General features: G+C 42.2%; 23 protein-coding genes. 14 read left to right on the top strand and 9 right to left on the bottom strand.

Annotated elements, in window-relative coordinates; translation table 11 throughout:
* Positions 1-1,101 (top strand): GerAB/ArcD/ProY family transporter, encoded by a 1,101-nt coding sequence (locus ACTJJD_RS08225; protein ID WP_440608277.1) that lies wholly within the window; start codon positions 1-3, stop codon positions 1,099-1,101.
* Positions 1,098-2,243 carry a Ger(x)C family spore germination protein gene (locus ACTJJD_RS08220; protein WP_440608276.1) on the top strand — a complete coding sequence of 382 codons (1,146 nt, stop codon included), beginning with the start codon at positions 1,098-1,100 and terminating at the stop codon, positions 2,241-2,243. The genes ACTJJD_RS08225 and ACTJJD_RS08220 overlap by 4 nt, the downstream gene beginning before the upstream one ends.
* 204 nt (positions 2,244-2,447) lie before the next feature.
* On the opposite strand, the gene ACTJJD_RS08215 is transcribed toward ACTJJD_RS08220, so the two are convergent.
* A complete protein-coding gene (locus tag ACTJJD_RS08215) occupies positions 2,448-3,845 on the bottom strand; it encodes a bifunctional glycosyltransferase family 2 protein/class I SAM-dependent methyltransferase (protein ID WP_017368173.1) in 1,398 nt (465 codons plus the stop codon).
* 136 nt (positions 3,846-3,981) lie between these two features.
* Positions 3,982-5,346, bottom strand: a complete 1,365-nt coding sequence (locus tag ACTJJD_RS08210; RefSeq protein WP_100218329.1) for a sugar porter family MFS transporter — start codon at positions 5,344-5,346, stop codon at positions 3,982-3,984.
* A 271-nt stretch (positions 5,347-5,617) separates the two neighbouring features.
* On the opposite strand from ACTJJD_RS08210, the gene ACTJJD_RS08205 reads away from it, so the two are divergent.
* Together ACTJJD_RS08205 and ACTJJD_RS08200 are read left to right on the top strand one after the other, a co-directional pair.
* The gene (locus ACTJJD_RS08205; RefSeq protein WP_017360001.1) at positions 5,618-6,583 is read left to right on the top strand and encodes an LCP family protein; all 966 of its coding nucleotides are present in this window, start codon (positions 5,618-5,620) and stop codon (positions 6,581-6,583) included.
* Positions 6,584-6,932: 349 nt separating this feature from the next.
* Positions 6,933-7,814 (top strand): Cof-type HAD-IIB family hydrolase, encoded by an 882-nt coding sequence (locus ACTJJD_RS08200; RefSeq protein WP_440608275.1) that lies wholly within the window; start codon positions 6,933-6,935, stop codon positions 7,812-7,814.
* A gap of 56 nt (positions 7,815-7,870) precedes the next feature.
* On the opposite strand, the gene ACTJJD_RS08195 is transcribed toward ACTJJD_RS08200, so the two are convergent.
* The 5 genes from ACTJJD_RS08195 to pgsB all read right to left on the bottom strand — a co-directional run bounded on the left by ACTJJD_RS08195 (position 7,871) and on the right by pgsB (position 12,199).
* The gene (locus ACTJJD_RS08195; protein WP_048001904.1) at positions 7,871-9,094 is read right to left on the bottom strand and encodes a C40 family peptidase; all 1,224 of its coding nucleotides are present in this window, start codon (positions 9,092-9,094) and stop codon (positions 7,871-7,873) included.
* 106 nt (positions 9,095-9,200) lie between these two features.
* Complete coding sequence (locus ACTJJD_RS08190) at positions 9,201-9,371, bottom strand: hypothetical protein (RefSeq protein WP_008343253.1); 171 nt, start codon at positions 9,369-9,371, stop codon at positions 9,201-9,203.
* Positions 9,368-10,534, bottom strand: coding sequence for a CapA family protein (locus tag ACTJJD_RS08185; protein ID WP_024718710.1), 1,167 nt, complete (start codon positions 10,532-10,534; stop codon positions 9,368-9,370). The genes ACTJJD_RS08190 and ACTJJD_RS08185 overlap by 4 nt, the downstream gene beginning before the upstream one ends.
* An 18-nt stretch (positions 10,535-10,552) precedes the next feature.
* Complete coding sequence (gene pgsC / locus ACTJJD_RS08180; protein WP_007497520.1) at positions 10,553-11,002, bottom strand: poly-gamma-glutamate biosynthesis protein PgsC; 450 nt, start codon at positions 11,000-11,002, stop codon at positions 10,553-10,555.
* A 15-nt stretch (positions 11,003-11,017) separates the two neighbouring features.
* Positions 11,018-12,199 carry a poly-gamma-glutamate synthase PgsB gene (gene pgsB, locus ACTJJD_RS08175; protein WP_007497522.1) on the bottom strand — a complete coding sequence of 394 codons (1,182 nt, stop codon included), beginning with the start codon at positions 12,197-12,199 and terminating at the stop codon, positions 11,018-11,020.
* Between the two features lie 747 nt (positions 12,200-12,946).
* On the opposite strand from pgsB, the gene ACTJJD_RS08170 reads away from it, so the two are divergent.
* The 9 genes from ACTJJD_RS08170 (at position 12,947) to rbsB (ending at position 22,398) form a co-directional block, all read left to right on the top strand.
* Positions 12,947-14,428, top strand: coding sequence for a spore germination protein (locus tag ACTJJD_RS08170; RefSeq protein ID WP_440600227.1), 1,482 nt, complete (start codon positions 12,947-12,949; stop codon positions 14,426-14,428).
* Positions 14,418-15,515, top strand: a complete 1,098-nt coding sequence (locus ACTJJD_RS08165; RefSeq protein ID WP_217967763.1) for a GerAB/ArcD/ProY family transporter — start codon at positions 14,418-14,420, stop codon at positions 15,513-15,515. Before ACTJJD_RS08170 ends, ACTJJD_RS08165 begins: the two co-directional genes overlap by 11 nt.
* Positions 15,505-16,647, top strand: a complete 1,143-nt coding sequence (locus ACTJJD_RS08160; protein WP_440608274.1) for a Ger(x)C family spore germination protein — start codon at positions 15,505-15,507, stop codon at positions 16,645-16,647. Before ACTJJD_RS08165 ends, ACTJJD_RS08160 begins: the two co-directional genes overlap by 11 nt.
* 117 nt (positions 16,648-16,764) lie before the next feature.
* Positions 16,765-17,751, top strand: a complete 987-nt coding sequence (locus ACTJJD_RS08155) for a LacI family DNA-binding transcriptional regulator (protein ID WP_008343265.1) — start codon at positions 16,765-16,767, stop codon at positions 17,749-17,751.
* Positions 17,748-18,626: a ribokinase gene (rbsK, locus tag ACTJJD_RS08150; protein WP_217967761.1), complete on the top strand. Its 879-nt coding sequence runs from the start codon at positions 17,748-17,750 to the stop codon at positions 18,624-18,626. Before ACTJJD_RS08155 ends, rbsK begins: the two co-directional genes overlap by 4 nt.
* Entirely contained in the window at positions 18,623-19,015 is a 393-nt protein-coding gene (rbsD, locus tag ACTJJD_RS08145) for a D-ribose pyranase (protein WP_007497529.1), read from the top strand. The genes rbsK and rbsD overlap by 4 nt, the downstream gene beginning before the upstream one ends.
* A gap of 15 nt (positions 19,016-19,030) precedes the next feature.
* Complete coding sequence (locus ACTJJD_RS08140; RefSeq protein WP_039165335.1) at positions 19,031-20,512, top strand: sugar ABC transporter ATP-binding protein; 1,482 nt, start codon at positions 19,031-19,033, stop codon at positions 20,510-20,512.
* 1 nt (position 20,513) lies between these two features.
* Positions 20,514-21,467 (top strand): ribose ABC transporter permease RbsC, encoded by a 954-nt coding sequence (gene rbsC, locus ACTJJD_RS08135; RefSeq protein ID WP_008343271.1) that lies wholly within the window; start codon positions 20,514-20,516, stop codon positions 21,465-21,467.
* A 13-nt stretch (positions 21,468-21,480) separates the two neighbouring features.
* Complete coding sequence (gene rbsB, locus ACTJJD_RS08130; RefSeq protein ID WP_008343273.1) at positions 21,481-22,398, top strand: ribose ABC transporter substrate-binding protein RbsB; 918 nt, start codon at positions 21,481-21,483, stop codon at positions 22,396-22,398.
* A gap of 234 nt (positions 22,399-22,632) precedes the next feature.
* Here the strand turns inward: rbsB and ACTJJD_RS08125 are convergent, their stop codons facing one another.
* Both ACTJJD_RS08125 and alsR read right to left on the bottom strand, forming a co-directional pair.
* Positions 22,633-23,250, bottom strand: coding sequence for a flavin reductase family protein (locus tag ACTJJD_RS08125; RefSeq protein ID WP_024718717.1), 618 nt, complete (start codon positions 23,248-23,250; stop codon positions 22,633-22,635).
* A 59-nt stretch (positions 23,251-23,309) separates the two neighbouring features.
* Positions 23,310-24,197 carry an acetoin biosynthesis transcriptional regulator AlsR gene (gene alsR, locus ACTJJD_RS08120; protein ID WP_008343276.1) on the bottom strand — a complete coding sequence of 296 codons (888 nt, stop codon included), beginning with the start codon at positions 24,195-24,197 and terminating at the stop codon, positions 23,310-23,312.
* A 150-nt stretch (positions 24,198-24,347) separates the two neighbouring features.
* Here alsR and alsS point away from each other — a divergent pair, with 150 nt between their 5' ends.
* Positions 24,348-26,048: an acetolactate synthase AlsS gene (alsS, locus tag ACTJJD_RS08115; RefSeq protein WP_242731169.1), complete on the top strand. Its 1,701-nt coding sequence runs from the start codon at positions 24,348-24,350 to the stop codon at positions 26,046-26,048.
* The last annotated feature ends 7 nt before the right edge of the window (positions 26,049-26,055 follow it).

Below are 26,055 nucleotides of genomic sequence, written 5' to 3'. Positions count from 1 at the left end.
ATGTACAGAGCTGAGAAGCTATCATTGTTACAAATCACCATTCTGTGCAGTTCTACAATGATAGGCGCTGGAATTTTAACCATTCCTCGCAGTTCTGCCAATTCAGGATTCCCTGATGGCTGGATCATTGTATTAATACAGGGAGTCATCTTTGCTTTCGTTGCTTTTTTGCTAGGTTGGATTGCGGAGAAGAATGCACCGGATACCATCTTTGAATCGAATACAAAAGGAGCCGGTGCATTCTTTGGCACGATTTTCAACCTAATGCTGATCGGTTATTTACTAGCCATTGTTGGCTTTGAGGCGCGTGTACTTGGGGAAGTGGTTCAATTTTTCCTGCTGCAATCGACCCCGATGACCGTGATTGTGATGATTTTTTTACTAGTGGCCACCTATCATTTAAAAAGCGGAATTTTTCCGGTAGTGAAAATAGTGACATATATTTATCCGATGACCATGATCATTTATATTGGGCTCATGCTGTTTAGTTTGAAAATATTTGATTTTGATTACTTACGCCCGGTAATGAATCACGGGTTTAAAGATTTTAGTAATTTGTTCTCTCAAACATTTATTCAATTTACAGGCTTTGAAGTCATTTTGTTTGTCGTACCGCTTGTCTATAAAGACAAATGGTCAAAAGCGAAATGGGCCGCAGCGATCGGGGTGGGAATCACCACACTTATTTACTCCCTCACGCTCTTTATTGTAATTGGTTCCATGACGGTTGGAGAAACGAAATCACTCACCTGGCCCACTGTCTCCCTCATTCAAGCGCTAGAACTAGAAGGGGTCTTCATTGAACGCTTTGATATTTTCTTACTGACGATCTGGACGTGCCAGCAGTTTATTTGTATGCTTGGCTTTTTCCAATTTGCTATTAAAGGCTGTCAAACGGTTTTTAAAACAACCAATTTAACGAGACTGCTATGGTTGCTGTTTTTGCTGACCTCAGCTCTCTCTCTTTTTCCGAGAAATATCAATGAAGTCTTTTACTATTCGACTTTACTCGGCTATGCATTATTCGTTGTGTTAGCGATTCCTTTTATAACAGCTGTTCTGCTCATGATACGTAAAAAATGGGGAGGTCGATCTGCATGAAAGTGCGGCGTTTATGGCTCACCTTTCTGTCTTGCTGTCTTTTGCTTTTATCGACAGGCTGCTGGGACTTAAAGGATATTGAGAAATTATCGTTTGTGCGCGGTGTTGGCATTGACGAGGAAGATGATAACGGAGTCAAACTTACCTATCAAAACCTTGTCCCTAAAATGGGCGGAACACAAGAAGCAGATTCCCCTGGCTATGTGAATGTCGTCTCAAAGGGGAAAAATGTACTGGAAGCAGTCAGCAATGTCGCTTTGAAGGACCCGCCGATTTACAGTGATCACCTCAAAATCTTTTTGTTTGGCAAAGATCAAGCCGAGCATCATGATATTCAAGGGACACTCAACCACTTTATACGAGATGATGAGGTTCGAAGAAGCAGTTACCTCCTAGTGTCACGGCACGAAGCATCAAAAGTCATCAACCAAAAATTAAAATCACAGCAAAAGGTTCCAGTTGAGCATATTTTTGAAACATCAAAAAACCGGAGCTTTAACGGGAAGATTTTACTGCCAACACGTATTGGCCGAGCGTCGGATTACTTTCAGATGGGTACAAGCTTTCTTGTCCAAAGTGTGGATGTCGTAAACGGAGAACTCACCTATGATGGTGCAGGCATTATCCATGGAAAAACACGAAAGCTGATAGGATTCATTCCAGCAAAAGATGTCCAATCTTTAAACTGGGTCATGAATCGCATCTCAGGCGGAGTCGTACCCGCCACCTACAAAGGCTTTCCGATTACGTATGAAATCAAGAAAGCAAAGTCCAAGATTGAACCCTATCTGAAGAACGGAAAGATTTCCTTTAAAATTAGTGTACAAACAAACGGGAAACTATCAGAAGATCAATATCCCCCTGAAAACTCATACGATGAGCAATACATCCAACGATTTGAGCGCATTTTTGAACGCAAAATCAAAGAGCGCATTCAAAAAGCTGTCCACCACATGCAAAAAGAAGTTGGTGTTGACCCGATCCTTTTAAATCGGCAGGTGCGCATCAAGTATCCAGACTTTTGGGATCAGCACCGCAATGAATGGGATACACTATTTCAAGAAGTAGACATTGCATATGACGTCAAAGTGAGCATTTTGAACTTTGGTGCAGAAGGCGCAACGAAAAGCTTTAAATGGTAGCACAAAAGGCGGTCATCCGCCTTAGATGGTTGACAAAGGGCTAAAATGAACTTTGCTTTAGCCCTTTGTCTTCTTTTCAGCGTGATAGAAAACCTTTGCAGTCTAGGAAGGACGAGTACCGGAGCAGAGCGAATGAAGGATTCGCGAGCACTGGCGCAGAGGACTGACAAAGAATGCGAGGGTTTGCCTACACGCTGAGGCGGATTACCCGGAGGGGGAACCGCCTTTTTTACGTGCAACGATCAAAAGCTGATAGAGCGTCACTTGATCAGATAATGCTTTTGTTTGAAAGCCAAGTGACTCTCCTACTCTCGCCACTTCGTCAAAAAACAATTGAACGTTTTGATCAATTGGCACATTGATGGGCTGTTCAATCACGCGATGAAACAAATGGTCTGGAAAGAGCGCCCGCATTGTATTTGGTGTGAAAAATCTCATATGTGTTCGATCTAAAATCCCCACATCTTGATACGTAAAATCACCTGCCATTAAAGGCAGCAGTACTTCCGCATGCATCATATTAGGTAAGCAGCAAATGATCACGCCACCTGGTTTTAAAGACGCATGCGCTTGAGCAATCATCTGCCATGGATCTGACACATGCTCTAACACATCAGAAAAGATCACAGCATCAAAAAAAGCTTCTTTCTCTGACCAAGGATACGCCTCCGCTTTTGTCTCAATCACTTCTTTGTAATACGCCTTTGCCATCTCTGCTTTTAATGCATCCGCCTCTACTCCGTACATGTCAACGGACTGCCGGTTGATCAGTTCAAGCCCTGTCGCCCCAGCACCGCAGCCAACATCCAGCACACATACGGCATCCTCAGGGAGCAGTGCTGCAAAATATGGATGGGGGGAGATCAGGTTTAAATCAATACCCCATTTATCTAAAAATCGAAGCCTGTTCTCCGCAAACAATGTAGAGATATTCGTTTCTTCATTGGCATTGAATGTGGCATGACCGTGATGATGTACAAATGAATCATGGACGATTTGCAGCTGGTATCCCTTTAGCAAAGAACGCAGACAAAGGTCATCATCCTCAAATGATCCATATACAAACCGCTCATCAAATAACCCTACATCCTCGATCAGCTCTCTTTTGACCAGCAAACAAAAACCAACAAGTCTATGCACATATGTTCTTTGACCTTTTCTCGAAGCCGTATATGCCTTTGCAAAGGCAGGAAGCTCCTTCACATCTGTGTAAGATGGCTGAACGAGCTGAGGACCACTTACATAATTGGAGACAGGCCCTACCATGCCAATACGCTCTGATGCAAAAAGGGCTTCTCTTAAAGGCAAAAGCCAGTTTTCGGTCACAATCGTGTCGTTATTTAAAAAAAGAAGACTATCTCCTGTTGCCTTTTTCGCCCCTTGGTTACAGCCCTTGGCAAAGCCTTGATTCTTCTCGTTGTCAATCAACACGACATCTTCCAGTTGTCTCACATATTCCTTTGTTCCGTCTGATGAAGCATTATCCACGATAATGAGTTCATATTCATCACGCCGAGTATGCTTCTTGATACTGTCGATACATTTTTTCGTTAGGTGCAGTTCATTGTACGTCAGCATCACAATGCTCGTTTTTCCTTTCATCTCATTTCCACCTTTCGCCCGCCTGTTCCATATGTATGTCATAGGCAGCACGTTCAGAAGATGAGTGATTGTCCTTTCTTGATTAAACGTTTGTTTAACAAAGGAAGACCAGCGGCCTCATGCAGCTGGTCTTTTTTCATACCGTTTCCCCTTCGTCATTCACGACGGCACGGTTTCTCTTTTTTAAATCTTCTTCAATCTCTTCAAGACTTTTCCCTTTCGTTTCTGTGACTAAATATTTCACAAATAAGAAGGCACCTATGCCGATGGCTGCATAAATAAGGAAAAGGTTACTGATGCCAATTGCACTTAACAAGGCTGGGAATGTGAGCGAGATGATCAAATTCCCTGTATGCAGTAGGAAGGTCGATACCCCCGTACCGATTCCCCGGACATGTACTGGGAACAGCTCCGGCAGCATCACCCATACGACCGGGCCCCAGCTGACAGCAAAAATGACGATGAAAAGTCCTAAACATATAATCGTCGTCCACCCTGCAGCTGTTGATCCCTCGAAAAAACGATTGACCACTGCTAGAACTATCAAACTAAGAACCATCCCTACATTTCCAAATAGGAGTAACGCTTTCCGCCCGACACGATCAATGATTTTAATCGCAACAAACGTCATGACAACATTGACTGCACCAATTCCTACAGTTCCTAAAATGGCTGCTGAATCGCCAAAGCCGACACTTGTGAATGTTTTTGGTGCATAATAAATGATCGTATTTGTCCCAATAAACTGCTGTAAAAAGGCTAAACCGACACCAGCAATTAAAGCGGGGCGCACCCATGGTTCGAGTAATTCCTTAAGACCGCCTTTTTCTTCACTTTCTGCTTTTTGAATATCCGCAATTTCGTCTTCAACTTCTTGCTTGCTTTGTCTAAGTTTGGACAATATTTCTTTCGCCCGGTCCGCCTGTCCTTGGACAAACAGCCAGCGAGGACTTTCTGGCATAAACAAAATACCACATAACAAGAGCACAGAAGGAACAACGGCAATTCCAAGCATCAGACGCCATGCCTCTGCATCTGCTAAAACGTAGTTCACAATATAGGCAAGAAGAATACCAAATGTGATCATGAGTTGGTTTAATGAGGAAAGTGCCCCTCTTGATTCCTTTGGCGCAAGTTCAGATAAATACAATGGAACAATCGTCGTCGAGCATCCGACAGCAAGTCCTAGCACGATTCGAAATAAGACCATGACCTCCGTATTCGGTGCAAGGGCTGTTCCAAATCCGCCGATAATAAATAAAATGGCTGCGGCGATTATCGCTTTTTTCCGTCCGAATTGATCTGTCAGTTTTCCAGAAAGAGAAGACCCGAGCATCGCCCCGATTAAAATCGAGCTGACCACAAGTCCCTCTGTAAATGCATTTAAACCTAAATCCTCTTTCATAAATAAGATAGCGCCAGAAATGACACCTGTATCGTAACCATATAAGGCGCCGCCAAGTGCGCCGAAGAAATAAAGCCACCCATTCCGATTTTTCATGATCATAACCCCTCTTTTATCTATGTAATGACTGGATGTTTCTCTATGAAAAATCATTTTCCTCACTTCCTGTCATTTCAAACATTTCGATGTTTTATGACAAATATATTTCATTTGCGTATCATTGAAACTTTTTTAGATAAGGAAACGTCAATTAAGCGTTAGTGAAAAAAATGTCGCACTATATCCCGTTTTAAGGTATATTTGTTTTAGTTTGTAAGCATGAAGAAGGACATCTTTACTATAAAATCATAGCGAGGGTTTAAAATATATGGATCAAACAAGAAGTAAACGCAAAGGCAAAAAGCGTTTAAAACCATGGGTGAAAGTCACTCTTTTTATTTTTGGTATTCTTTTACTGACAACCGCTTCTGTCACCGGCTATGCCTACTATAAAGTGACATCGGCTGCAAAAAAAGCACAAGTCTCTCTAGACCGCGGTGCACAATCTGTCAAACGGATTGAAGCATTTGATCCTGGGAAAGACAGCTTTTCTGTCTTGCTGCTTGGCATTGACAGCAGACCAGGCGAAACCGTCAAACAAGCACGAAGCGATGCAATGGTATTAGCGACAGTAAATCGTACGAATAAAACCGTGAAATTATTAAGTATTCCAAGGGACTCATATGTTAATATTCCAGGTCATGGTTATGACAAAATTACACATGCACACGCATTTGGTGATGCAGACCTCACGGTGAGTACAGTTGAGAATTTACTAGATATCCCTGTCGACTTTGTGATTGAAAGTAATTTCAAAGCATTTAAGGAAATTGTGAACGAATTGAATGGTGTTTCCGTTAACATTAAAGATGAATATGTTGTGAAACAGATTCTTAAAGATACAAAGGGCAAAGTTCAGCTGCAAACGGGTACTCACACACTAGATGGTAATCAAGCTCTCGCTTATGTGAGAACAAGAAAAGCAGACAGTGATCTCATGCGCGGACAGCGTCAAATGGAAGTTTTAAAAGCCATTTTCGATAAATCAAAATCAGTAACGTCTATTCCGTCTTATGACAATATCATAGATACTCTAGGTGATAACGTCTCAACTAACCTGTCAATGAAAGAACTAGTCGGTCTTTTCCCACTACTCACTTCATTGAAATCTGTTGATACGATTCAACTAAAAGGATCTGATTACCAGCCAAATGGCGTTTATTATTACCAATTGGATCAAAACCAACTGAACGAAGTCAAAACGGAATTGAAGAAACAGCTTGAATTATCATAAACACAGAAAGCGTCCTTTTGGGCGCTTTTTATGTGTTGAAAAAGGTGTTTGCCCTTTTTCTTCTTTTCAGCGTGGTAGAAAACCTTTTCAGCCCTAGGAAGGTCGAGTACCGGCGCGGAGCGAATTTGACATTCGTGAGCTCCGGAGCGCAGGACTGACAAAGAATGCGAGGGTTTGTCTACACGCTAAAAGCGTCCTTTTGGGCGCTTTTTCTTATATCCTTGATCAATTGACCATTTTTGTTTAGCCTTAAAGAGAGGAATCCACGATCCGACTCTTTCATGAGAATGAAGGAAATCGTACATACTTTGAAGAGGCTATTGCATGAATGAAGGAGGATATAACAGCAATGAAAAAAATGATTGCGATTGATTTAGACGGTACACTCTTAAATACGAAAAGTGAAATATCCGCTCAAAACCGGCAAGCATTGATTCGTGCGAAGGAAGCTGGATATATTGTGACCATTTGTACAGGGCGCGCGACTTTTGATGTAAAAGAGCTTCTTGGGGATTTAGACATTCCCATTATTGCGGCAAATGGAGGAACTGTCCATACAGAAGGGTACAAGCTCTTCAGCAGAATCACCCTTGATCAAGAAGCTGGAAGACGTGCTGCAAAGGAATTAGTGGAACGGAACATTTATTTCGAGGTCTATACAGACGATGCCCTCCTTTCCCCATTTGATGGAAAAGAAAAGCTCAAAGCTGAATTTGATATGATCAAAAGCGCCAATCCTCATGAGGATGTAGCTGATTTATGGGAAGGGGCGATGACTCAATTTAAACAGTTTGGCATCAAACCTGTCGATGACATCCGTCAAATTTTCGATTCGAATGAACCAACTTATAAATTACTATGCTTCTCCTTTGATATGAATAAGCTGCAAGAAGCACGAGATCTTCTTTCTAAGATGCCTGAGCTCTCCTTGACCTCATCTGGAGAACATATCATTGAGGTACTGCCAAAAGAGTCAGGTAAAGGACATGCCCTCAAAAAACTTGCAGCCCATTATGGCGTAGACTCATCCGATATTTATGCGATCGGTGATAGCCCCAATGATCTATCCATGTTCGATGAAGCAGGACACAGGATAGCGATGGGGAATGCGGTGGATGTCATTAAAGAAAAAAGCACCTATATCACAAAAGGCAATCATGAAGATGGCGTCGCCTATTTTATTGATCTGCTTTTGCAGAATCAATTTCAAGAAAAAAAGACGCTTGTCTGATCAGCGCCTAGTGAGAAGTCAAGAAGTCCGATCCGAGCATTGATCGGGCTTTTTCTTTATTTTTTGATTCTAACGGCCGTCTCATATTTATCCTTCCAATACGTACTTGTTTTCATATTGGTAATGACAACGCCATTTGAAACCGTCACATGAATGACTTGATTTGAACCAGCATAAATGGCTGGCATCAACGAAGTCCCTTTAAAAAAGACAAGATCTCCTGGCTTTAGTTCCGATCGTTTCACAGGTGTGCCTGCTTTAACTTGTCCCGGCGCATAGCGAGGCATCTCAATTCCAAGCACTTCTTGATAGATATACTGCGTGAATCCTGCTGTATCAAAGCCTTGCTTTGGGCTCGCACCACCTTTTACATAAGGTACTTCTCCAATATACGTAGCGGCTTTTGATACGACTGGGTCTTCTTTCGCTAGTTTCAGCTCAGTTAATCGTTTCGCACCTGTCCATTTCTCACGCCAATACGATTCAGACAAATAAGAAATCGTCACACTTTCCGAACGGCTCGCATGAATAAAGCGGTCTCCTCCGATGTACATTCCTACATGTGAAATTCCTTTTTTATACGTGTTGCTAAAAAAAACAAAGTCTCCAGGCCGAATATCGTCTCGTGCTACTTTCTCTCCAACCATCCATTGCTGCTCAGCACTTCTTGGTAAATAAATCCCAAGTGATTTTTCAAACAAATATTGTAAAAAACCTGAACAATCGAATCCTACTTTTGGATCTGATGCCCCGAATACATAAGGGATTCCTAAATATTTCATCGCATCTTTCACCAGTTGATCATCCGACATCTCTTGGGAGACAGGCAGCCGTTTGACCGCATAGAACCGATCGGTCCAATATTTACTTTTGCTAACATCTGTTTTCACCACCCCTTGACTGAGTGTGATGTGGATCACTTGATCATTTCCAGCGTACAAAGCAACGTGTGTCGGGATGTCTTTTGTTTCTTCAAGACTGCGAAAATAGACAAGGTCTCCGGGCTTCGCTTTTCCCCATGATACGTTTTCACCGATTTGGTATTGATCGATCACCTTTCGCGGCAAATCAAATGCACCTGTTGTTTTGTATACATATTGTATAAAGCCAGACGCATCAAAGCCCGTTTTCGGATCGATTCCTCCTTTATGATAAGGCGTACCTATCAGCGTTTCCGCTTGTTTTAAAGGAGATGTTGTTTGAGCAGACACCTCTGTTTGAGACATAAACATGAGTCCTACAATGGCACATCCTCCAAGCAGTATTCCTTTCCATTTCATCCTCTCTTCCTCCTTTCTTTTATAGTTTCGACATGACCTCTTTCATTTTACACCTTTTTCCGTCAAAAAAGAGCACGCCTCGCGTGCTCTTTTCATCATCATTTCTTTATTTACTCGCTTCCGCTTTTGACTGCTTTTGCTGTTCAATTTTCTGCATTTCAACCGAGATCTTTTGTTTCTCATGATCTGTGAGGCTATCACTAAATTTAAAAGCAGACATAAAGACAAAGACTAAAATTAACGCAACAAACGGCCAGCTTGCTTTAAGGAATTTCATTTTTTATCCTTCCCCTCGTTTTCTTTTAATGTTTGAACTTTATCAGAATGATCGACTTCAAAGAAAATATGTCCGTCTTTTTCTTTCCAATCCGCATTCGTGCCATTTGTCAGCATACGGATAATCGATTTTGATTCAAGAGATCCTGCTTTGACTGGAGCAGGTGTCGCTTCTTTGATGTACATTGGAACCACTTCAAATGTCGCTTTTCCATCTTCATTCAGATGATACTGAACAATGGCAGAATCACGTGTTCTTGACCAGCCTTGGTCAAAAATAAAGTTCCCCAAGCTATAGAAAATCGCTGTTCCGTTATAGACTTCCATCGGCTCAAGAACGTGCGGGTGTGCACCGATAATGATATCAGCACCAGCCTTTGACATCGCTCTTGCCAGCTCTCTTTGTCTGTCGTTTACTTCATTGTTATATTCCTGTCCCCAGTGCGCATGAACAACAACGATATCTGCCTTTTCAGCAGCTTGTGAAATCATCGGAATAAAGATAGATGGATCAGCTGGCAGAATACCTGCCTTGCGATTTGTTGCTTTAAAATCTTTTCCATATACATCTGTAAAACCAAGGGTAGCGATTTTAACGCCATTCACTTCTTTGTATGAAATGTTCTGCTTCGCATCTTTGACGTTGCGCCCTGCCCCTGTATAATCCATGTCAGCTTTTTCAAAGGCATCAATCGTGTTATTTAAGCCTTTTTCACCGTAGTCTGCTGCATGGTTATTCGCAAAGTTTAGTACAGAGAAATTCAAATCCTTTAACGCTTGTACAGAATCTTCATCTGTTTTCAAATGAATATTCTTTTGTGCTGCCTGTTCCTTATCTGAAGCCACTGGATGCTCAAAATTCCCAGTTACATAATCTGATACATCAAAATACGGCTTCGCATAGCGGAACAGGTGCTGCTTTCCATAGCGGTCTGTTACTTTCTCTACATTTCTTCCAAACATAATATCTCCGACAAACGAAGCGGTCAGGATGTTTTCTGGATTCTTTTCTACAGTTGGCACTTGTGCTTTCCCGATAAATGTAAATAGAAATGTACAAGCAATGACAATCGGTAAAGCAATCAGTACGTGTTTATTCGTCTTTTTCTTTTGGTTCTTTGTGATTTTCAGCAGCTTTTCCTGAAAGCTCAATTTTTTATTCATCATTGGACACACCTTATCTTAAAATAGATAGTAAACATACATGATGGCAAATGTTGCACCACTTAGAAGTAATGTGCTTCCAAGGGTAATCGTAAGACCTTGCTTTTGAATCGTATTCGCAATCAATCCAGGCACGATGATTCCGATTCCGCGGAATTCTGCTATTTCAAACGGAACCACTGGATAGAAGAAATCAAATATGAGCTTTAGGGCAATTCCTGTAATCAGCATCGCCGCAAACTTTCTGCGTCCGTACAAAATCATAAATTTCGATAGACCAAAACGAACGATCACATATGTCAGCAAGCTGACAGATAAAACAACTAAAATGAAGACTGGCTGGTTAAAGACGAGCGCCAGATAACCTGGAACAACCAACCCAGCTGGTACGATTCCTGTTTTTTCTGCAAAAATTAAACTGAGTAGAACACCTAAAATTAACGAGATATAAAGATCTGATCCGAACATTTTCTATATTTCCTCCTAGCTGACAAGCTGCTTAATTTTGTATTCTTGAATTTTTTCGATTAAAGGTTCAGCGGCGCCGTGAATATTGCCGACTCCATAAACCACTCGATTATGAAGCTTTTTCTCAAGCATGTTCATAATTTGTTCTGTAGATTGATATTCAAGGTTGTGTAAGTGGTCAGCCGGAATTTTTCCATCCTCAAATGCCTTCACAATTGGATCTGTCGTTTCACCAATTAAGACAAGATCACTTGCTTCAATATAAGGAAGTACATCCTCCGCAAACTGGATCGTTCTATCTACGCGATCCGCACGACAGTTCATGATAATAATCGGTTCATCTGTTGGATACCCAATTTCCTTCACACGCTTCCAAATGTTCAATGTAGATGCTGCGTCATTAGCCGCAAATCCATTTACAAAATGTCCAGGTGTTTTTGCGTCCATTAATGGGAGAATTCTCATCGCTCCTGGATCAGGCGGCGCATTTAACATGCCTCTGAATGCCGTATCTTCATCAATTCCCAATGCTTGTGCGACACCAAGTGCAAGTGAAGCATTATCCGGGAACACCATGTACTCGAATTTCCGTAAATACTCATCGGTAATCTTGGAATTATCTGCAACAATCACTTCAGTATTGCGTTTTTTCGCAATCTCTTTAAAGAAATCTGTATATTCACTATCCGTAATAACCAAGTGCCCATTGTAAGGAATTGTCGCTGTAAAGGCTTCAGCTATTTCATCAAGAGTTGGCCCCATCACATCCATATGATCTTCAAGAACGTTTACGATCACGCCAATATTCGCTTGAAGCAGCTCTTCCTGAAAGATAATTTGGTAATCTGGATTCACCGCCATACATTCACTGACGATGGCATTTGCTCCTCTTTCAACGGTTTCTCTCATAACTTCTTTCTGCTCTCCGATATTCGGTCCTTGCGGTTTCCTTTTAATCGGTTTCTCTTCTGGCGTATCCCAATAAATCATTCTTGCATCCGTTCCTGTTGTTTTGCCGACAGTTTTATAACCTGCCTCCATTAAGATACCGGTTGTCAATCTTGTAACGGTAGACTTTCCGCGTATACCATTAATATTGACGCGTACCGGCAGGGCATCGATATTTTTCTGATGACGCTTCTTTTCAATAAAGCCAATCCCTAACATGATGACACAGGCTATAACGATTAACCACATCGCTTATCTACATCTCCTTTTTTTATGAGTGTGATATGTAAATTCAATCAACAGTATATAGGTTCAGCATAAAATCACAATCGGTATTATGTAACATAATCTTTCACTTCCTCGTATGCCAAATTCCTCTAATCAGAAGGCGTATTTGCCTATCTCACGTTCAAATGAAAAGGCCAAAAGACGGACAAAATGACGACTGAATTTCTGCTTCAAACAAGAGAAAGCGTTACCATCAAACAGTGAAAAATCTTTTGTCCTTTTCTCCCTAAATTTTTCGACAATTATTAAGATGTATTTTGAATCAATGTTTTAAAGCCCTTTCATCTCTACGAAATCAGTCATATCAGCGCTTTAAATGAATAGTGCGTGTTTTAGAATATTTTATATTTTTAAATGAACAGGTTAGAAAGTCATCCTCATCGGTCAGAACGCTATGTGTTGACCTATGACAAAGGTCACCTGTCAAAAAATCAAGTCATCTGCTTATTTTCAGGTCACAAAAAATTGGGATAAGATGTCAAAGATTAATCATTTTGTTATAGCCTCTCTTTACGATATTCACTCCTTATGACCTAAACAATGAAACATTATTCATTTCTTTTTATCAAGATTCATCATTTCTTAACATTTTTAATGTGATTTTAGTTGAAAGTTGTCGGTTCGTGTCATGCTTTCCCCAAAGATGACGCATAAAATCATCTTCTCGGCTTACACTATGGTTAAAAAATCTGTGAGAGGAGGCTAAAGATGCCAAATACGAATGAGCAAACACGCTTACACTTTTTATCAGGCGGTTTTGAGGAAAAGATTCGGATTCTGAACAAAGCATTTCAACAAAGCGCTGATTTTGAATACCGGGAATTGATGGTGAATGAAACGAAATCAGTGCTGTTTTTTATTAAAACAAGAGTGGATGAAAGTAAATTAAACAACTTCATTATTGGCAACTTGCTTGGCCCTCCTGGAAAGCAGGACTATGCAAAATCTCTTAGTACACTCGAAACAGGTGACTTGACGCTGATTGTCGACAGCATTATTGCCGGAAGTATTGCCTTCCTTGATGAAAAATCCGCACAGATTAAAATATTTGCTGTTGGGCAGCCGCCGCTGCGTTCCATTTCTGAACCTTCTTCTGAAAGTATTATTGCAGGCGCACATGATGGATTTGTTGAGAGTTTAGATACCAATTTATATTTGCTGCGTTCACACTTAAATGATCGAAAACTTGCAATCCAGTATCATAAGGTCGGTACAAAATCTGAAACAAAGGTTGCGACGGTTTATATTTCTGATATTGCCAATCAAGAAAAGATAGATGAGGTTAACAAACGAATTTCTTCTATTAAAGTAGACACGCTGCTTAGCCCCGGTTCTATTGTAGAGGCGATTGAGGATGATTCGTATTCCATCTTCCCGCAGCTTATTGACACAGAACGACCTGACAAAGTGAGATCTGCCATTCTTGAAGGAAGAATTGTTGTGCTGATGGATGGCAGTCCAATGGCTATCATTCTGCCTATTACGTTCTTTAGTTTCTTTCAATCACCAGATGACTACAATAGTCGCTGGATTCCAGCTACGTTTATTCGTATTCTTCGTTATATTGCCTGTATCATCGCTGTGATTTTGCCTTCTTTTTATATTGCAGTCATCGGCTTTCATTATGAGGTAGTCCCGGATGAATTAGCGATTACGATGAAAAATTCCATTATCGGCATTCCTTTTCCGCCGTTAATTGAAGCAATGCTGATGGAGATTACAATTGAGCTCATACGCGAAGCTGGGGTGCGTCTGCCAAAACCAATTGGACAGACCATTGGGATCGTAGGCGGTTTGGTCATTGGAGATGCGGTAGTAAAAGCTGGGCTCATTTCCAATGTTCTTATCGTTGTGGTCGCCGTGACCGCTGTTGCTTCCTTTGTTCTTCCTTCGTTTGAAATGACGTCTACCATCAGGATGCTGCGTTTTCCGCTCATGTTCATGGCATCGATGTTTGGGTTTATTGGCATTTCATTTGGCCTGTCGATCGTATTGATGAATTTATGCCGCCTCGAATCACTAGGTGTTCCGTACTTATCACCAGTGGCTCCATTTAACTGGCAGGACTTAAAAGACACTGTGATTCGATTACCGATGTGGATGTACAAAAAGCGCCCTGTTTACTTAAATCCAAAAAAGAAAGAGCAAATTGAAAATTTGAGAGGATGGACAAATAAGGATGAAAAATAAAATATCTCCACCTCAAGCTGTTTTTTTTATCATTCAATCTCAAATTGGTGTTGGTATTTTAGCCCTGCCTCATTTGCTCATGAAAGATATGGGGCATGATGGCTGGATGGCTATCATTTTGGCCTGTTTTTTTATCCAAATCATCAATACCATTTTTATATATATCATTCACAAATATCCTGAGACATCATTTTTCGAGGCATTAATTGAGGTTTTTGGAAAATGGGTTGGGCGAATCTTAGTGGCTCTTTATACAATTTATTTCGCCTCAGTCTGTATTGTCGTTCTATCTATTTTCACGAGAATTCTGGGTATATGGGTTTTACCACTTACACCCAATTGGGTCATCAACCTACTACTCATGATATCCATCCTTTACATCGCCAAGGAACAGATTACAGCGATTGTCAGATTCAACTTTATTCTGACTCCTTTTTTACTCTTGTTGTCTCTCATCATGCTGTATTCATTAAAAGGAACCAATATCGACTACCTTATGCCCTTTTTCCAAACGGACTTCTCTCAATTTCAGCTTGGATTGAAGGATGTTGTATTATCTATGAATGGATTTGAGATGATTCTGATCATCTCTCCACTGATGAAAGGCACCATTAAAGCGCGATACAAGGTCATGACCATTGCCAATATATGCACGACTCTTTACTACCTATTTATCACAGTGATTTGTTTTATGTTTTTCAGCCCGATTGAGCTTAAAATCATTCCAAATCCTGTTCTTTATCTGTTAAAAACCATTTCGTTCGGTGTGATTGAGCGGACGGATTTAATTTTTCTTAGTTTCTGGGTATTTGTCATTTTAGCCACACTTAGTAACTATCTCTACTTCTGTGCAAATGGCGTAGCAAGTATTCTCAAGAAAAAAGACCACAAAAAATACGTCTTTTATTTTGCCATTTTGATCTATGCGGCTAGCTGCTATCTTGCAACCGATAATTTTAGAATTCAACGTTTTAATGACTTTACCACCATTGCGCAATATTCATTTATTTACACACTCCCGATCTTTATGGCCATTATCATCTTTTTCAAACATCGTAAAGGGAAGGTGAAATCACATGCGTCATAAGTACATACTGACTTTGCTCATGTGTGTGTCTCTCATATTCATGCCTGGCTGCTGGGATCAAAACTTATTAAAGAATATCTCTCTTGTGTTAACCTCCGCTGTTGATCAAGGAGAGGATGACAATGCCAAGTACTCGATTACTTATCGAAAGGTGCAGCAGTCTCAAAGTATGGAGCAAGGAAATACAGGCAGCTTTTTAACCACTCTTCTCACAACGGAAGCACCTACTTTAAGGAAAGCAAGAACCAACTTCAGCCGGATTGTGGATCAAAAAATAGACATGTCGAAAATGCGGGTGATGCTGATCGGTGATGAATTTGCCCAAAATCGTCTTCTGCCCTACTTAGATATGTTTTATCGTGATCCGAAAAGCCCCCTCCTCGCAAATCTCGCCGTTGTTCAAGGAGGGACCTGTGAAGAAGTGATTAACTCGCTGCTGAAGGAAAAGCTCATTGTGAGTGACTATTTAAATAACTTGATCACAACCGCATCACGCTCATCCCAAGTAGCACCTAAAAACATTCAAAGTATTCGATCTAAAATGCTCCAAACTGGAGAGGACTTCACATTGCCCTTAATCCATTTTGATCAATCGAAGAAATTAATCAGTGTAAAAGGTGTTGCCCTATTTGATAATGAGAAAAAGAAAGGCGAGTTGTACGGTCAAGATGCGATCTTGCTCACCATCATGGACGGAAAAATGGGCAAGTATGCCAACTTCACAAAAAAAGTGCGAAGCGACATGAAGTCAAAAGAAAACAATTACATTACGATTCAAGTCACTGATGTAAAGAGAGACATCGAGATTCTAAATCCTGATCATCAAAACTTAACATACTCACTCAAATTTGAATTTAATACTTCTGTCATTGAGTATCCGAAAGATAACCTTGATACTGACAAAAAAATTGAAATCCTCAACAAAAGACTTTCAACCATCTTGACAAAAGAAGCAGAAAAAATTGTTGCTACATTACAAGAAGCAAATTCTGACGTCTTAAGCCTCGGCAGAAAATACCGGGTCAGACATTATGATGAGTATATGAAAATGAATTGGGTCACCGATTATCCAAAAGTGAAAATCATCCCAAAAATCAAAGTGAACATTACCCAAACAGGCATTATTAGTTAAGAAAAGGAAGACGTCCTCTTTCTTTTCTTTTTTTATTTTTTTAAGATTGTTTTTTCAATGCTTTCATGATAATCTATCTGTGTAAACGGTTACACATCAAAGAAGGGAGGCACTCCATTGGCTACAATTAAAGATGTTGCAAAAGCTGCTCAAGTGTCTGTTGCAACTGTTTCACGCGTGCTCAATGATACTGGATACGTCCATATTGATACGAAAACCCGTGTGACACAAGCGATGCAGGAGCTAAACTACTTCCCCAATGAAGTGGCACGATCCCTTTTTAAAAGAGAATCAAGATTAGTTGGTCTCATCTTACCTGATATCACAAACCCCTTCTTCCCTCAGCTGGCTAGAGGCGTTGAGGATGAGATTCATGCAAACGGATTTCGCTTATTATTCGGAAACAGTGATGAAGATCGGGAGAAGGAAATGGCCTATTTACAAACCTTTAAGCAAAACCAGGTGGTCGGTGTCATCGCTGTCACAAACGAACCTGAATCGGATTTGTACAATGATGATGAACTGCCTGTTGTCTTCTTAGATCGTACCGTTCCAAATGCACCTTCTGTGTTTGCAGATGCTACGGCAGGTGGGAAAATGGCTGCAATGGAATTAATCAAACGCGGCAGTCAGCAAATCACATTGCTAAAAGGGCCCGCTCATCTTCAAACGGCGCGGCAAAGATTCAAAGGCGCACTTGATGTTCTGACTGAAGAAGGTGCTAACTTTCATGTGATGTCTAACGCTTCTTTTTCTTTTCAGGAAGCCCGAAAAAGCGCCAAGGCTCTTTTCAAGCTGTACCCTGAAACAGATGGCATCATTGCCAGCAATGACATCGTCGCAGCAGCCGTCGTACACGAAGCGCTTCGTATTGGAAAAGCCATTCCAGAAGACGTCCAAATCATTGGATTTGATGATATTCCGCAAAGCGAACTGCTCTTCCCTTCTTTATCAACGATCCGGCAGCCTGCCTATGATATGGGGAAAGAAGCCGCAAAGCTGATCATTAAAGCCATTCAAAAACAGCCAATAGATCAAGCAGTTATTCAAATGCCCGTCTCTTTTATTGAACGAGAGACCACAAGAAAGGTGGATTCACAATGAGTCAAATAGTTGTCGTAGGAAGTTGTTCCATGGATCTAGTTGTCACATCGAATAAGCGTCCCAATGCAGGAGAAACCGTCCTAGGCGAATCATTTAAAACGGTTCCTGGGGGAAAAGGAGCCAATCAAGCAGTAGCAAGCGCAAGGCTCGGTGCAGATGTATATATGATCGGCCGAGTTGGTGATGACGCGTATGGTCAGGAGATTATGAGCAATTTGCAAGCACAAGGTGTTCGCACCACCTATATGAAACCGGTTACCGAAATGGAAAGCGGAACAGCTCATATCATTTTAGCTGAAGGGGATAACAGCATTGTTGTCGTCAAAGGAGCAAACAATGAGGTAACACCTCATTATGTAAAAGATGCGCTTTCTTCTATTGAAAATATCGGAATCGTCCTCATTCAGCAGGAAATTCCTGAAGAAACAGTCGAAGCCGTCTGCGCCATTTGCAGCGAAAAAGGGATTCCAGTCATCTTAAATCCCGCACCAGCTCGCAAAGTCTCTCAGCAAATATTAGATCAAGCTGCCTACATCACGCCAAACGAACACGAAGCAGCTCTTATGTTTGATGGACTCACCATAGCAGAGGCTTTGCGCCAATATCCAAACAAATTACTCATTACAGAAGGAAAAAATGGTGTTCGTTACTTTGATGGATCAAAAGAAGTGTTGGTACCGGGCTATCCTGTGAAAGCCGTCGACACTACAGGCGCTGGTGATACTTTTAACGGCGCTCTAGCTGTAGCACTGACAGAAGGAAAATCCCTATACGACGCACTTGCTTTTGCCAACTTAGCTGCGTCTATCTCAGTCACAAAATTTGGTGCCCAAGGCGGCATGCCAGCAAGAGAAGAATTGGAGAATAAGAAATGAAGAAAAATGGTATTTTAAATAGTCATATCGCCAAGGTGCTTGCTGACCTTGGTCATACAGATACGATTGTCATCGCAGACTGTGGCCTGCCCATTCCAGAAGGCCCGGTCAAGATCGACCTTGCATTATCCATCGGCACACCATCCTTTCAGGAGGTTACTTCCCTCCTTCTTGAGGAAATGGCCGTTGAACACATCACAATCGCCAGTGAAATCAAACAAGCCAATGAGAGAGATCATTTATTTCTAAAGAAAGCGTTCTCACATCCGTTAAATGAAGTCGATCACGAGACGTTCAAAGACATGACCAAACAGGCAAAAGCAGTGATTCGCACGGGTGAAGCCACCCCATACGCAAACTGCATTCTTCATGCCGGTGTCATCTTTTAAAAGGAGGAGCCACTTATGAACATTGAAATGCATAACATCCATAAGGCCTTTGGAAAAAACACCGTTCTCGCCGGGGTCTCCTTTGACCTCGTCACAGGTGAAGTCCATGCACTTATGGGTGAAAACGGGGCAGGAAAATCAACGTTAATGAATCTGCTGACAGGACTCTATTCCCTGGATCAAGGAACGATTCAAATCGACGGAAAAGAAACCGCTTTTAAAAATCCGAAAGAAGCCGAGCAGAACGGGATTGCCTTCATTCATCAAGAACTGAATATATGGCCTGATATGACGGTACTAGAGAATTTATTTATCGGGAAAGAAATCTATACAAAACTTGGTCTCCTAGACACCAAGAAAATGAAAGCCCTCGCCCAAGCACAGCTCGACCGATTGTCTGTCAACCTCTCGCTCGATCAAGAGGCAGGAAGCTGTTCTGTCGGACAAAAGCAGATGATTGAGATTGCGAAAGCGTTAATGACCGATGCGAAGGTCATCATTATGGATGAACCAACGGCCGCTCTCACAGACCGTGAGATTGAAAAGCTATTTCAGGTCATTGAATCACTCAAAAAAGAAGGCGTTTCCATCGTCTACATTTCTCACCGGATGGAAGAAATCTTCGCCATCTGTGACCGGATTACGATCATGCGTGACGGAAAAACGGTCGATACGAAAGCGATACCGGACACGAATTTCCATGAAGTCGTCAAAAAAATGGTCGGCCGCGAATTAACCGATCGTTACCCTGAACGCACACCTTCTACTGGTGATACCGTCCTAGAAGTGAAGCAAGCAACGAGGAAAGGCCGCTTTCAAGATGTCAGTTTTTCCGTCAAAGCTGGGGAAATTGTCGGTGTTGCAGGCTTAATGGGCGCTGGCCGAACGGAAATGATGCGGTCGCTCTTTGGACTCGATCCCCTGGATCAAGGAGAAATTTGGGTTCATGGGAAAAAGGCTGTTATTAAAAAACCAAGTGATGCAGTCAAACTTGGCATCGGTTTTATCACGGAGGATCGTAAAGATGAAGGACTGATGCTAGATGCATCCATCCGGGAAAACATCGGCTTGCCTAACTTAGATAGCTTCTCTCCAAAGGGGCTGATTGATAAGAAAAACGAACAGGACTTTGTTGACCTTCTCATCAAACGACTCACGATCAAAACCGCTTCATCTGAAATCTCTGCACGCAGCCTGTCCGGTGGAAATCAGCAAAAGGTCGTCATCGCCAAATGGATCGGCATTCAACCGAAGGTACTCATTCTAGATGAACCGACAAGAGGTGTCGACGTCGGGGCGAAACGAGAAATTTATCAGCTTATGAACGAGCTGACGGATCGAGGCGTTGCGATTTTGATGGTCTCCTCTGAACTCCCAGAAGTTCTTGGGATGAGCGATCGAGTGCTTGTCATCCATGAAGGAACCATCAGCGGCGAATTAAGTAAAACAGAAGCTACACAAGAACGAATTATGACATTAGCTACAGGAGGGAAGTAACATGAAACCACTTACTTCAAATGGACGATTTGATCACATCATGCAAAAGCTTGGGCCATTCTTAGGACTCATCATCCTTGTCGCCATTGTTTCTATCTTAAATCCGGCCTTTTTAGAACCATTAAACATTTTAAACTTACTCAGACAAATCTCCATTAACGCCCTCATTGCCTTTGGCATGACATTTGTTATTTTAACCGGAGGAATTGATTTGTCTGTCGGTGCCATTCTAGCGCTGTCTAGTGCTCTGACTGCCGGCTTTATTGTATCTGGTTTGGACCCGATTCTTGCCATCATCGTTGGATGTATCATCGGTGCCATCCTTGGAATGATCAACGGTCTTTTAATCACAAAAGGAAAAATGGCTCCTTTTATCGCAACACTTGCGACGATGACGATTTTCAGAGGATTGACGCTTGTTTATACAGACGGAAACCCAATTACAGGGCTTGGCTCTAACTATGCATTTCAGCTATTTGGCCGTGGATATTTCTTAGGCATTCCTGTTCCAGCGATCACCATGCTTCTCACCTTTATCGTACTTTGGGTCTTGCTTCATAAAACACCTTTTGGCAGAAGAACGTATGCCATTGGCGGAAATGAAAAAGCAGCCCTCATCTCAGGCATTAAAGTACCACGCGTCAAAATCATGATTTACTCATTAGCCGGCTTTATGTCTGCTTTAGCAGGTGCGATCTTAACATCTCGTCTCAACTCAGCCCAGCCAACAGCTGGTACGTCGTATGAACTTGATGCAATTGCTGCCGTTGTACTTGGCGGGACAAGCCTATCCGGCGGAAGAGGACGAATTGTCGGCACACTCATCGGGGTACTCATTATCGGGGTCTTGAACAATGGTATGAACTTACTTGGTGTTTCATCATTCTATCAGTCTGTTGTGAAAGGGATTGTCATCTTAATTGCAGTCCTACTCGACAGAAAGAAATCTGCTTAAGGAGGCAGCTGCTATGAAAAAATATGTAATCCTGATCGTGACTCTCTCACTATTCATGCTTTCTGCCTGCTCGCTTGAACCGCCAGAGTGGGCCAAATCAACAAAGGATGGCAAGAAAAAAGACATGAAAATCGGACTGTCGATCTCGACTTTAAATAACCCATTCTTCGTTTCTCTTAAAAACGGCGTGACAAAAGAAGCGAAAAAGCTTGGCATCGAAGTTGTCATTGCCGATGCACAAAATGATTCAGCCAAACAAACGAGTGATGTAGAAGATTTAATTCAACAAGGGGTTGATGCATTACTCATTAACCCAGCCGATTCCTCTGCCATATCAACGGCTGTCGAATCTGCGAATGCTTCAGACATACCGGTCATCACATTAGACCGTTCGGCAGAAAGCGGAAAGGTTGAAGCGCTCGTTGCTTCCGATAACATCAAAGGCGGCGAAATGGCCGCTAACTTTATCATCGACAAAGTCGGTAAAGGAGCAAAAGTGGCTGAACTAGAAGGTGTACCAGGTGCTTCTGCGACACGTGAACGAGGAAAAGGTTTCCATCAAATTGCAGACAAACAGTTAGATGTCACAGCAAAACAAGCCGCTGACTTCGACCGGACAAAAGGGCTCAACGTGATGGAAAACCTTCTTCAAGGAAACCCTGACATCAAAGCCGTTTTTGCCCACAATGATGAAATGGCGCTTGGCGCACTAGAGGCCATCCAAAGCTCTGGAAAAGACATTCTTGTCGTTGGTTTTGACGGTAACGAAGATGCACTCAACTCGATCAAAGCAGGAAAACTATCTGCAACAGTCGCGCAGCAGCCAGAGCTGATCGGTCAACTGGCAGTCGGCGCTGCGGACGATGTATTAAAAGGCAAAAAGGTAGAAAAAAATATCGCCGCACCATTGAAACTAGAACAAAAGAAATAAACACTAAACCCCCGATAGCCTCGGGGGTTTTAGATTGTAGACAAAGTGCTGAAATGAACTTTATTTTAGCACTTTGTCTTCTTTTCAGCGTGATAGAAAACCTTTGCAGTCTAGGAAGGACGAGCACCGGAGCAGAGCGAATTGACATTCGTGAGCACCGAAGCGCAGGACTGACAAAGAATGCGAGGGTTTGTCTACACGCTGGACCCCCGATAGCCTCGGGGGTTTTAGATGTTATTCCGGTCTCTTCAGTACAAATGGCGTGCCTAAATGGGCATAATCATTCCCCGCTAAACGTGCAACTGGCTTTAATTCATTCGTAAAAATATATCCTTTTTCCGCATCATAGACGGATTCATCTAAATGCGCACACACCACCCGGCCAATGATATGATCGACTGTGATCTCCCCTTCATCATTTTGAAAGGTCAGATGTTTTTCCAGCTGACATTCAAAGCGAATGCGTGCTTCCTTGATTCCTGGCACTGACACCACGCTGCTCTTCACTTGATGAAGACCGGTACGAGTCAGCTCACTCTCTTCCTCTGGCAAAGTAGCAGCTGTTTCATTAATATCTTCAATCATCGCTTCATCACTCACATGGACAACAAATTCTTCCCTGTCGATGATATGTTTTGCTGTATCTTTCATCTCTCCTTGACGACGTCCAATAGAAACAGCGATCAGCGGAGGATGGCCGCTGATGACATTAAAGAAACTAAATGGTGCAGCATTGACGACTTCTTCTTTAGAAAGGCTTGTAATAAATGCAATGGGTCTTGGAACGACGGAACCAGATAATACTTTATATGCTTCTTTTCGTGACAACTGATCCATTTGTAATGTAATCACTTCAGACATGCCTCCTCTTGTATGTAACGACATCATACCATACCCAGTTCTCTCTTCCCTTACTCCGGCTCAGCACGATGGAGAATATGATGGACAAGATGAAACAATGCCGGATTATGATTTTCTCGTCTATAAGAAATGGTCCATTCCGCGAGTAGCTGCTCACCTTCAATTGACCGATACACCACATCTAAATTAAATAAACGCCGGGCCGATGTTGGAATGATAGCAATTCCGATTCCCGCTGTGACAAGCCCAATGACCATTTGATATTCTGCTGCTTCCTGCACGATATTGGGTGAAAATCCGTACTTTTCACAAAGTAGGACAAAATGCTGATAAAGGGACGGCCATGATTCCTTTGATAAAGAAATAATCGGCTCATCACGAATATCTTCAATCGTGACCGCTTCTTTTTCCGCCAGCGGATGGTTTTTCGGAATCGCAAAAATACATTCACTTTGCTTCATTAAACGACTGACCAATTCTTCTTGCGGTGATGTAGGATGCAAAAAACCAATATCAATCTCACCATTCAAAAGCGCCTCTAGCTGCTGCGGGACAGAGAGCTGTTGCAGCTCAATACTGACAGAGGGGTACAGCTCTCTGAATTCACGGACAACTGGCGGCAGAATATCATATGTCGCTGTACCAACGAAACCGATGATAATCTTCCCGAGCTCCCCTCTTGCCGTATGCCGGGCATGATCAACGGCTTTATCAAGCTGATGCAGCACCCCCCGAACCTCATGTAAAAAAACCTTTCCAGCAGCTGTTAACTCCACCACCCTTTTAGACCGGTGAAACAAAGGAAATCCCAATTCTTCCTCAAACTGCTTAATTTGCTGACTAAGTGGAGGCTGTGTCATGTTCAATCGTGCGGCCGCTCTGCCGAAATGCAGCTCCTCCGCGACTGTGACAAAATACTGCAAATGTCTCAGTTCCATCCTTTCACTCCTCAAACACTTATTCGTGAAACATATTAAAACTACGTTAAACATATATTGGAAAATTTATTTTGTGAAATGTATAGTAAATCATATCATGAAAATATATTTTCATAAAAAATTTTACTTGCCGAAAGGAGTGCGGGGTAAATGAATTCTCAAACACAACCCCTAACAAAACGAGGAGCAGAGTTGATTGTCGATACGCTCATTGCCCAAGGTGTGACCCATGTTTTTGCGATTCCAGGTGCAAAAATTGATGCAGTATTTGATGTATTAAAAGACAGAGGTCCAGAGCTTGTGCTATGCAGACACGAACAAAATGCGGCATTCATGGCAGCAGCTGTCGGTCGTTTAACTGGCAAACCAGGCGTTTGTCTCGTCACATCAGGTCCTGGCGCATCCAATTTAGCGACAGGTCTATTAACAGCCAATACAGAAGGTGACCCTGTTGTTGCAATCGCTGGAAACGTCATCCGTGCAGATCGGCTCAAACGAACACATCAATCACTCGACAATGCGGCATTATTCAAACCAGTGACAAAATATAGCGTTGAAGTACAAGACGTAAACAATATACCAGAAGCATTAACAAATGCTTTTCGCGCGGCACAAAGAGGTCAAGCTGGAGCAGCATTTATCAGCTTTCCACAAGATGTCGTGACCGAACACACCACACAAACACCAGTGTCTGCTCACCCTTCTCCAGAACTAGGTCCTGCACCGGATGCTCTCATCAGTTCGGCCATCGCCAAAATTCAAAATGCGCACTTACCTGTTGCAATTGTGGGAATGAAAGCTAGCCGTCCAGCTGCGGCAAATGCGACAAGAACATTATTAAAAACACTTGGTATCCCATTTGTCGAAACGTACCAAGGAGCCGGCGTTCTCTCAAGAGAGCTTGAGCCTCAATATGTGGGCAGAATCGGCTTATTCCGTAATCAGCCAGGGGACCTTCTCATTGAGAAAGCGGATGTGATTTTAACTATTGGCTTTGATCCAATCGAATACGATCCGAAGCATTGGAATTTGAAACCGCAGCTGCGGCAAATCATCCATGTGGATGACATGCAGGCAGATATTGACCATTTCTATGAACCGACGCTTGAGCTTGTGGGCAATATATCTGAAACGGTGCAACATCTAGCTCATGACAGCGTTCCACTTTCATTATGCAAAAAGAACGTAGATCTCGTCACAGAATTACAAGAGCTGTTAAGTGATATCGAAAAAACACCAGAAAGAGAAAGTCATTTATCACACCCGCTGGATGTCATTCATACGTTGAGACGTATCATTCCAGATGACACGAAAGTGACATGTGATATCGGATCGCACGCCATTTGGATGTCTCGCCACTTCCGTGTTTATGAACCGAACACGTTCCTAGTGAGTAACGGAATGCAAACACTTGGCGTGGCATTACCATGGGCGATTGCAGCCTCCATATTGAATCCAGATGAAAAGATCATTTCAGTCTCAGGTGATGGCGGTTTTCTCTTCTCCGCCATGGAATTAGAAACAGCCGTGCGTATGAAAACAAATCTCGTTCATCTCGTTTGGAACGACAGCACATACGATATGGTGGCATTCCAGCAGGAAATGAAGTATGACCGTACGTCTTGTGTTGAGTTCGGTCAGATCGACTTAGTGAAATATGCAGAAAGCTTTGGAGCAACTGGATTACGTGTCAACTCACCTGAAGAGCTTTCAACTGTCCTTCAAAAGGGTATAAACATAGAAGGACCCGTTATTATTGATATTCCGATAGACTATCAAGACAACCCAGACCTCGCCAGTCAAAAATGGCCAGAAGTCTTTCGTGAAAAACACACAACGAACGTCAGATAAGACTTCG

It is taken from the genome of Bacillus sp. 22446 (genome assembly GCF_052044955.1).
Lineage (GTDB): Bacteria > Bacillota > Bacilli > Bacillales > Bacillaceae > Bacillus > Bacillus altitudinis.
This window is presented reverse-complemented; position numbering and strand designations above follow the sequence as displayed.

Excerpts from the sequence above, each read along its gene's own strand:
- ACTJJD_RS08225 (WP_440608277.1), top strand. The coding sequence starts at position 1 with ATGTACAGAGCTGAGAAGCTATCATTGTTACAAATCACCATTCTGTGC.
- ACTJJD_RS08220 (WP_440608276.1), top strand. The coding sequence starts at position 1,098 with ATGAAAGTGCGGCGTTTATGGCTCACCTTTCTGTCTTGCTGTCTTTTG.
- ACTJJD_RS08215 (WP_017368173.1), bottom strand. The coding sequence starts at position 3,845 with ATGAAAGGAAAAACGAGCATTGTGATGCTGACGTACAATGAACTGCAC.
- ACTJJD_RS08210 (WP_100218329.1), bottom strand. The coding sequence starts at position 5,346 with ATGAAAAATCGGAATGGGTGGCTTTATTTCTTCGGCGCACTTGGCGGC.
- ACTJJD_RS08205 (WP_017360001.1), top strand. The coding sequence starts at position 5,618 with ATGGATCAAACAAGAAGTAAACGCAAAGGCAAAAAGCGTTTAAAACCA.
- ACTJJD_RS08200 (WP_440608275.1), top strand. The coding sequence starts at position 6,933 with ATGAAAAAAATGATTGCGATTGATTTAGACGGTACACTCTTAAATACG.
- ACTJJD_RS08195 (WP_048001904.1), bottom strand. The coding sequence starts at position 9,094 with ATGAAATGGAAAGGAATACTGCTTGGAGGATGTGCCATTGTAGGACTC.
- ACTJJD_RS08190 (WP_008343253.1), bottom strand. The coding sequence starts at position 9,371 with ATGAAATTCCTTAAAGCAAGCTGGCCGTTTGTTGCGTTAATTTTAGTC.
- ACTJJD_RS08185 (WP_024718710.1), bottom strand. The coding sequence starts at position 10,534 with ATGAATAAAAAATTGAGCTTTCAGGAAAAGCTGCTGAAAATCACAAAG.
- pgsC (WP_007497520.1), bottom strand. The coding sequence starts at position 11,002 with ATGTTCGGATCAGATCTTTATATCTCGTTAATTTTAGGTGTTCTACTC.
- pgsB (WP_007497522.1), bottom strand. The coding sequence starts at position 12,199 with ATGTGGTTAATCGTTATAGCCTGTGTCATCATGTTAGGGATTGGCTTT.
- ACTJJD_RS08170 (WP_440600227.1), top strand. The coding sequence starts at position 12,947 with ATGCCAAATACGAATGAGCAAACACGCTTACACTTTTTATCAGGCGGT.
- ACTJJD_RS08165 (WP_217967763.1), top strand. The coding sequence starts at position 14,418 with ATGAAAAATAAAATATCTCCACCTCAAGCTGTTTTTTTTATCATTCAA.
- ACTJJD_RS08160 (WP_440608274.1), top strand. The coding sequence starts at position 15,505 with ATGCGTCATAAGTACATACTGACTTTGCTCATGTGTGTGTCTCTCATA.
- rbsK (WP_217967761.1), top strand. The coding sequence starts at position 17,748 with ATGAGTCAAATAGTTGTCGTAGGAAGTTGTTCCATGGATCTAGTTGTC.
- rbsD (WP_007497529.1), top strand. The coding sequence starts at position 18,623 with ATGAAGAAAAATGGTATTTTAAATAGTCATATCGCCAAGGTGCTTGCT.
- ACTJJD_RS08140 (WP_039165335.1), top strand. The coding sequence starts at position 19,031 with ATGAACATTGAAATGCATAACATCCATAAGGCCTTTGGAAAAAACACC.
- rbsC (WP_008343271.1), top strand. The coding sequence starts at position 20,514 with ATGAAACCACTTACTTCAAATGGACGATTTGATCACATCATGCAAAAG.
- rbsB (WP_008343273.1), top strand. The coding sequence starts at position 21,481 with ATGAAAAAATATGTAATCCTGATCGTGACTCTCTCACTATTCATGCTT.
- alsR (WP_008343276.1), bottom strand. The coding sequence starts at position 24,197 with ATGGAACTGAGACATTTGCAGTATTTTGTCACAGTCGCGGAGGAGCTG.
- alsS (WP_242731169.1), top strand. The coding sequence starts at position 24,348 with ATGAATTCTCAAACACAACCCCTAACAAAACGAGGAGCAGAGTTGATT.